A 7,850-nucleotide genomic window follows, 5' to 3' on the forward strand; every position below is an offset into this window, starting at 1 on the left:
CAGGCGGCCGGCGCCAGCGCGGCGACGAGCGACGGCGCGAGCCATGCGGCGCACGCGGTCGCGAGCGTGCAGCCGGACGCGCAGCCGAGCAGCACGAAGTTCACGAGCGTCAGCGGGCTCGCCCACTCCTGCAGGAAGCGCAGGCACGCGTAGATCATCGCGGTGCAGACGAACAGCGCGACGCTCGCGAGCGCGGCCGCCGCGCCGATCGGCAGCGTGCCGCGCCAGCCGAGCGCATGCGCGGCGCCGTAGGCGAACGCGCACGCGAGAAACACCGGCAGCGCGATGCATTCGCGCGACAGCCACGACGTGCGCCACATCGCGATCGCGCGCCAGGCGCGCTCCGGATGGCCGAGATGGAAGAACGACGCGAACAGGCCGAGCGCGCCAAGCGCGACCGACAGCGCGGCGCCCGTCACGTAGAACGCGTTGCCGACGTCGGCGCCCGTCGCGCGCGCGAGCGCCTCGACCGCGACGAGCGTGAGCAGCAGGCCCTGCGCCGCGCCGCACAGCGTGGTGAGAAAAACGACCGAAAAGGCTGGACGCATGATGGTCGGCTCCGTCAATGCAGTGAAGTAAGCGTATGAAGACCGCGTGCTTGCGCTACCGCGCGCTCAGCGCGACGCGGCGAGCGCGACGAGATCGATGTCGCCGCGCGCGGCGCGCGCCTCGAACGAGTCGTCGTCGCCCGCGCTCGATGCGCTGCCGCATCCCCCGCCGCTGCCGCAGCCGCACGACGGCTGCGTCGTGACGCGCGGCAGATAGTGGTTCGACGGACGCGTGTCCCACTCCGGCATCAGCGTATAGCCGCCGCGCTCGCGAATCGCGCGCGACACGTCCGACTCGGGATCGTGCACGTCGCCGAACAGCCGCGCGGAGGTCGGGCACGCGAGCACGCAGGCCGGCTTGCGATCGCGTTCGGGCAGCGCGGCGTTGTCGATGCGGTCCGCGCACAGCGTGCACTTCGTCATTTCCTTGCGCGCTTCGTCGAGCTCGCGCGCGCCGTACGGACACGCCCACGCGCAATACTTGCAGCCGATGCACTTGTCGTAGTCGACGAGCACGATCCCGTCCGACTTGCGCTTGTAGCTCGCGCCGGTCGGACACACGGGCACGCAGGGCGGATCCTCGCAATGCAGGCACGACTTCGGGAAGTGGATCGTGTCGGTCATCGGGAACACGCCGGCCTCGTACGTCTGTACGCGGTTGAAGAACGTACCCGACGGATCGTCGTCGTACGGGCGCACGTCGGCGAGACTGCCGGCTTCGCCCGACGTGTTCCACTCCTTGCAGCTCGTCACGCAGGCATGGCAGCCGACGCACACGTTCAGGTCGATGACGAGAGCCATCTGGGTCATGATTGCGCTCCTTCGTTTAGCGATCGTCCGACTCCGGGCCCGACGACGCGGCACGCCGCAGCCGCACGGCAAATGCGCCGGTGCCCGCGAAATACGCCTGCACGCGCTGCAGCACGCGCGTCGAGCCGGGCAGCGCCGGCATCGGCGCGAACTGCGGCAGCGTCGTCCGCGCATCGGCCTCGGCCGGATAGATGCGCACCTGCACGTCGTACCAGCCGGCCTGCCCCGTCACCGGATCGGAGTTCGAGATGCGCGCGCCGTCGCGCGCGGCGTCCGGCAGTTCGTCGGTGATCAGGTGATTCAGCAGGAAGCCGCGCTGCGATTCGCCGGCAGCGGGCCCGAGGTTCCAGGCGCCGGACGCCTTGCCGATCGCGTTCCAGGTCCACACGGTGCCGGGCTCGACGGCCTCGCTGTAGCGCGCGCGGCAGCGCACCTTGCCCCACGGCGATTCGACGTAGATCCACGCGCCGTCGTCGATCTGCTGCGCGGCGGCGGTCGCAGGATTCACGAACAGATGGTTCTCGCCGTGAATCTGCCGCAGCCACGCATTCTGCGAGTCCCACGAGTGATACATCGCCATCGGCCGCTGCGTGATCGCCGCGAGCGGATAGCGCTGCGTGTCGGTCAGGCCGCGCTCGAGCGACGGATACCAGAACGGCAGCGGATCGAAATAGCGCGCGATGCGCTCGCGCAGCGCGTCGGGCGGCTGGCGCCCCGACGTGCGGCCCTGCGCGGCGAGCCGGAATTTCTGCATCACATCGGAGTAGAGCTGGATCACGATCGGTACGCCGAACTTGCGCATGCCGTTGTCGACGGCCCATTCCATGTACGGCCCGTTGCAGTTGCGCATGTATTGCAGCGACTCCGGCAGCCGGTAGTGATAGACGCAGTTGTTCTCCGCGTAGCGCTGCCACTGGTCGGGGTTCGGCTCGCCGACGACGGCCTTCTCGCCGTTGCGTCCGCGCCAGCCGATCAGGAAGCCGGTGCCCGAGTCGGGCGCCGTCTGGAAGTTGACGACGAAGTCCGGATAGTCGCGGAACTTGCGCCGGCCGTCGGGCGTCGTGAACGCCGGAAACTTCAGCCGGCTCGCGAGTTCGATCAGCACTTCCTGGAACGGCTTGCATTCGCCGGCCGGCGGCACGACCGGCACGCGCACCGAGTCGACCGGGCCGTCGAATTCGGAGATCGGACGATCGAGCACCGACATCACGTCGTGCCGCTCGAGATAGGTCGTATCGGGCAGGATCAGGTCGGCGAACGCCGTCATCTCGGACGCGAACGCGTCGCAGACGACGAGAAACGGAATCCGGTACTCGCCGTCGTCGCGCTTGTCGACCAGCATCTTGCGCACTTCCGTCGTGTTCATCGACGAATTCCATGCCATGTTGGCCATGAAGATCAGCAGCGTGTCGATCGGATACGGGTCGCCGCGCCACGCGTTCGTGATGACCGAATGCATGAGCCCGTGCACCGCGAGCGGGTATTCCCACGAGAACGCCTTGTCGAGCCGCGCGGGCGAACCGTCCGGATGCACGAACAGGTCTTCGGGCCCGGCCGGCCAGCCGAGCGGGCCGGTCGCGAGCGGCGTGTCGGGCCGCACCTGATCCGGATCGTTCGGCGGTTTCGCCGACGGCGGCACCGCGCGCGGATACGGCGCCTTGTGCCGGAAGCCGCCCGGCCGGTCGATCGTGCCGAGCAGCGACATCAGCACCGCGAGCGCGCGGATCGTCTGGAAGCCGTTCGAATGCGCGGCGAGCCCGCGCATCGCATGAAACGCGATCGGCACGCCCTTCACCGTCTCGTGCTGCTTGCCCCAGGAATCGGTCCAGCGCACCGGCAGCTCGATCGTGTGTTCGCGCGCGACGGTCTCCATCTCGCGCGCGAGGCGGCGGATCGTGTCGGCCGCGATGCCCGTGATGTCGGCCGCCCATTCGGGCGTGCAGTGCGCGACCTGCTCGCGCAGCAGCGTGAACGACGGCGCGACGGGCGTGCCGTCGTCGAGCGCGTAGCGGCCCTCGAGCGCGGGCACCGCGCCTTCCGTGTGATGCAGCACCGCGCGCTGCGTGTTGACGTCCCACCACATGCGGTTCTGCGGATACAGCGGATTGACTTCCGGCGCAGCGGGATCGCGCACGAACAGGCCGAACGTGTCCGCGTCCTCGCGCAGGTCGACGAGTTCACCGGCATTCGTGAAGCGCGCGACGAATTCCGTGTCGAACGCGTCGTGCGCGATCAGCTCGTGCATGAGCGCCATGAACAGCGCACCGTCGGTGCCGGGCCGGATCGGGATCCATTCGTCGGCGATCGCCGCATAACCGGTGCGCACCGGATTGATCGCGATGAAGCGGCCGCCTGCGCGCTTGAATTCTGCGAGCGCGATCTTCAGCGGGTTCGAATGATGATCTTCCGCGGTGCCGATCATGAAGAACAGCTTCGCGCGATCGAGATCGGGGCCGCCGAATTCCCAGAACGAGCCGCCGATCGTGTAGATCATCCCGGCCGCCATGTTCGCCGAACAGAAACCGCCGTGCGCCGCGTAGTTCGGCGTGCCGAACTGCTTCGCGAACAGCCCGGTAAGCGCCTGCATCTGGTCGCGGCCGGTAAACAGCGCGAAACGCTTCGGATCGGTCGCGCGCAGATGCGCGAGGCGCTTTGCGAGCACGTCGAACGCGACCTCCCACGACACCGGCTCGAACTGCGCCTCGCCACGCTCCGCACCCGGCTTGCGCATCAGCGGCTGCGTGAGTCGCGCGGGCGAATACTGCTTCATGATCCCCGACGAGCCCTTCGCGCAGATCACGCCCTGGTTCAGCGGATGCGCGGGGTTGCCGTCGATGTAGCGGACTTCGCCGTCGCGCAGATGCACGCGGATGCCGCAGCGGCATGCGCACATGTAGCACGTCGTCGTCCGGATTTCGGCCCGCTCGTCGCGGGCGCGCGCACGCTGCTCCATCGTCTGTCCTCGTTCGCGGATCGCGGTGCCCGGCGGGCACGCGTGTATCGGTCCGTCTATCGTAGGCGCGGGCGCCGCCCGCAAAAAGTCGCATCCTCCGATCGAAGCTATCGGCCGGCGCGATAGTTGTTTGCGCATCGATACGCGCCGCACCCATGCAAAGGCCCGGCGGGAACGCCGGGCCTTCGGCGCTGCGTACGGCCGTGCCTTAGCGCGGCGGATACGCGATCAGGTCGCTTTCATCGAGATGCTCGCGGCGGCCGCGGCGCGTGAGCGCATAGGCGACGAGCAGCACCGCGAGGCTCGCGACGCCCAGCCACAGCGGCTTGCGCTGATCGGGAATGAAGGCCATCGCGACGAGGATGCTGATCATCCCGGCAATCGCGACCCACGTCAGGTACGGATACGCCCACATCTTCACGCGCAGCTTCGCGGCGGCGGCCGCATCGAGGCGCTTGCGCAGGCGCAGCTGCGAGAACGCGATCAGCACGTAGACGAAGATTGCGACGGTGCCGTACGAGTTGACGAGGAACGCGAACACGGTATCGGGCGACACGTAGGACATCACGACCGACACGTAGCCGAACACCGTGCCGAGCAGGATCGCGCGCACCGGCACGCCGCGCTTGCTGACCTTCGCGAGCGCGGCCGGCGCGTCGCCGTGGCGCGTCAGCGCGAACAGCATCCGCGACGCCGCGTACAGGCCCGAGTTCAGCGCGGACAGCACGGCCGTCAGCACGATCGCGTTCATCACGTTCGCCGCGGCCGGCAGCCCCATCACTTCGAGCGCACTGACGTACGGCGTCGACATCTGCGGCGAATTCCACGGCACCAGCGCGACGACGAGCGCGACCGAGCCGACGTAGAACACCAGCACGCGCGTGATCACCGAGTTGGTTGCCTTCGCAACGGCCTTGGCAGGCTCGCGCGCCTCGGCCGCCGCGATCGTGACGATCTCGGCGCCGAAGTAGAAGCCGGTCGCCGCGACGGCCCCGCTCATCACCGGTCCGATGCCGAGCGGCATGAACCCGCCGTGACCGAGCAGCGTCGGCAGCACCGCCGTGGTATGCATCGACGACGGCCACAGACCGAGCACGTAGAGGCCGCCGAGGAACAGGAACACGATGATGGCGCCGACCTTGATCGACGAGAACCAGAACTCGAATTCGCCGTAGCTGCCGACCGAGATCAGGTTCGTCAGCGTCAGCACGACCAGCAGCGCGAGACTGATGATCCATGCGGGCACGTCGGGTAGCCAGAACTGGATCAGCTTCGCGCCCGCGACGGCTTCGAGCGCGACCACGATCACCCAGAAATACCAGTACATCCAGCCGGTCAGGAAACCCGCCATCCTGCCCGGCCCGCGCCAGGTGCCGAACGCGAGCCGCGCATATTCATAGAACGAACCGACGGCCGGCATCGCGCAGGCCATCTCGCCGAGCATGCGCATCACGAGCACCACGAGCCCGCCCGTGATCAGGAACGACAGGATCGCTGCCGGCCCGGTCTGCTGAATCACCACGCCGCTGCCGACGAACAGCCCGGCACCGATCACGCCGCCAAGCGCGATCATCGTCATGTGGCGCTGCTTGAGGCCACATTTCAGGTCACTCTGATTCGAGGGTTGCATGTCTTCTCCATATCCTGGTTGTCCGGAGCCAGTCGCGCGATGCGGGATGCATCGCGCGACCGCCGCCGTCGACGGGCGAGCGAGGTCCTGCGACCCCGGCCGCACGGATCGGTCTTGCTGTTGTTATTCGGTCGAGGGTTATTCGGTCGAGCGGGCCCGCGGTGTCCGCGGTGCACCGCGCGCGCTCGCGCTCAGGGCTTCTCGTCGCGCCTGAAGTACGAGACGTAGAGCATGCGTTGCCCGATGCGCCGGAACGGCGCGAACGGATGACCGGGCAGCGGCGACGTGAAGATCGGCAGCGTCTGGCGCTCGCCCTTGCCGGCGATCCGCTCGGCGAGCCGCCGGCCGGCCTGCTGCGAGTACGACACGCCGTTGCCGCCGTAGCCGAGCGCGTAGAACACCGACTGATGCGGATCGGGCTGGCAGACGCGCGGCATCATGTCGTGACTCACGTCGACCCAGCCCCACCACGAGTAGTCGATCTGCACGCCGCGCAACGCGGGAAACTTGCGCGCCATGCCTTCCTTGAGCAGATCGAGGTGACGCGGATTCGGCGCATCGCTGCCGGTGATCGCGCTGCGGCTGCCGATCTGCAGCCGGCGATCGGGCAGAAAACGGTAGTAGAAGCGCAGCGTGCGCGTGTCGGTCAGCACCTGCGTCGTGCGGAAGTTGCACGCTTCGATCTCCGCGTCCGTCAGCGGACGCGTGACCATCGAATTGGACAGGATCGGCATCACCTTGCTGCGCAGCGACGGATGGAGCGTCTGCGCCGTATACGCGCCGGTCGCGATGCCGACCGCGCGCGCGCGCACGACACCGCCCGGCGTACGCAGATGATGCACGCCGCCGATCGTCTCGAAGCCGAGCACGGGGCTGCTCGTATAGACCTTCGCGCCCGCTTCGCGCGCGAGGCGCAGATAGCCGAACGCCAGCTTCAGCGCATGAATGCCGATCCCTTCGGGTTCGTGCAGCGCGCCGGCCGCTTCGTGATCGTTGAGGAATTCGCGGCGGAACGTCTCCGCGCTCAGCAGTTCGGACGGATAGCCGAACACGTCCTTCCACACCTTCGCCTCGGCCGCGAGCTTCGCCATGATGCGCGGACGGTGCGCGATGAGGAAGTGGCCGCCGGGCTGCGGATCGCAGTCGATTTCGGCGACCAGCGACTTGAAGTGCTCGAAGCCTTCGAGGATCTCGTCGTGCATCTTCAGCGCGACGTCCTTGCCCCAGCGCTCGATCCATTGCGAGCGAGACAGGCGGCCCGATGCGTTCTGCCCCTGCCCGCCGTTGCGGCTGCTGCAGCCCCAGCTCGTGCGGTTCGCTTCGAGCACGACCGCCTTGATGCCGTGGTCGCGGGCGAGGCACAGCGCGGTCGCGAGGCCCGTGTAGCCCGCGCCGATGATCGCGACGTCGACGTCCATGTCGCGCGTGACGGGGCCGTCGTCGGGCGGCGGGCTGCCGGCCGTGGCGACCCAGTAGGTCGGCGCGTACTGCTTGCCGCAGCCGGGGCCGGGCGACACGAGCGGATCGTAGGTCGGATCGTAGCGCGTATCGTGCTGGCGTCCGGCCGCAAAGCCGCTCGCGGTGCGTTCGATGGTCGACATGGTCAGTCCTCCGACACGGTGGCGGCCGCGACGCCGCACGGCGCGCCGGCGGCGATTCGACTGACGGTTGCGGGGCGCGCATCCGCCGCACGGGCGCATGCTGCCGACTGCCTGTTGGTCATGCCTGTCTCCTGATCGTTCTCTTCGGGTCGATCCAGCGCAGATGCTTCAATGCGGCGATCTGTCGAGGAAAGTGTAGGCAGGCCGTTTTTTCGCAGGTAGGGCCAGTCGGGCGGATTCGCTTGGACCAGCGCGCGGCCCGTGCCGGCGCGGCAAGCGCGGCGCGCGACGCGGCCGCTTCCGGCGCA

5 protein-coding genes and 1 pseudogene are annotated in these 7,850 nt (G+C 68.4%); all 6 read right to left on the reverse strand.

Annotation, left to right across the window (positions count from 1 at the left end; all coding sequences use genetic code 11):
- On the reverse strand, positions 1-548 hold a 548-nt coding region (locus tag HMPREF3115_RS06810), incomplete at its 3' end, for a dimethyl sulfoxide reductase anchor subunit family protein (RefSeq protein WP_176748741.1).
- Positions 549-614: 66 nt separating this feature from the next.
- Complete coding sequence (locus HMPREF3115_RS06815; protein ID WP_006410978.1) at positions 615-1,358, reverse strand: 4Fe-4S dicluster domain-containing protein; 744 nt, start codon at positions 1,356-1,358, stop codon at positions 615-617.
- Between the two features lie 16 nt (positions 1,359-1,374).
- Entirely contained in the window at positions 1,375-4,311 is a 2,937-nt protein-coding gene (locus HMPREF3115_RS06820) for a molybdopterin oxidoreductase family protein (protein WP_070553853.1), read from the reverse strand.
- A 208-nt stretch (positions 4,312-4,519) separates the two neighbouring features.
- On the reverse strand, positions 4,520-5,941 hold the full coding sequence (locus tag HMPREF3115_RS06825; RefSeq protein ID WP_006403866.1) for an amino acid permease: 1,422 nt from the start codon (positions 5,939-5,941) through the stop codon (positions 4,520-4,522).
- A 191-nt stretch (positions 5,942-6,132) separates the two neighbouring features.
- A complete protein-coding gene (locus tag HMPREF3115_RS06830) occupies positions 6,133-7,542 on the reverse strand; it encodes an NAD(P)/FAD-dependent oxidoreductase (RefSeq protein WP_006399767.1) in 1,410 nt (469 codons plus the stop codon).
- Positions 7,543-7,544: 2 nt separating this feature from the next.
- Positions 7,545-7,850 (reverse strand): annotated as a pseudogene (locus HMPREF3115_RS31880) (FAD-binding oxidoreductase); the annotation flags it as partial.

The sequence above is a fragment of the Burkholderia sp. HMSC10F09 genome, from assembly GCF_001806955.1.
Taxonomy (GTDB): Bacteria; Pseudomonadota; Gammaproteobacteria; order Burkholderiales; family Burkholderiaceae; genus Burkholderia; species Burkholderia multivorans.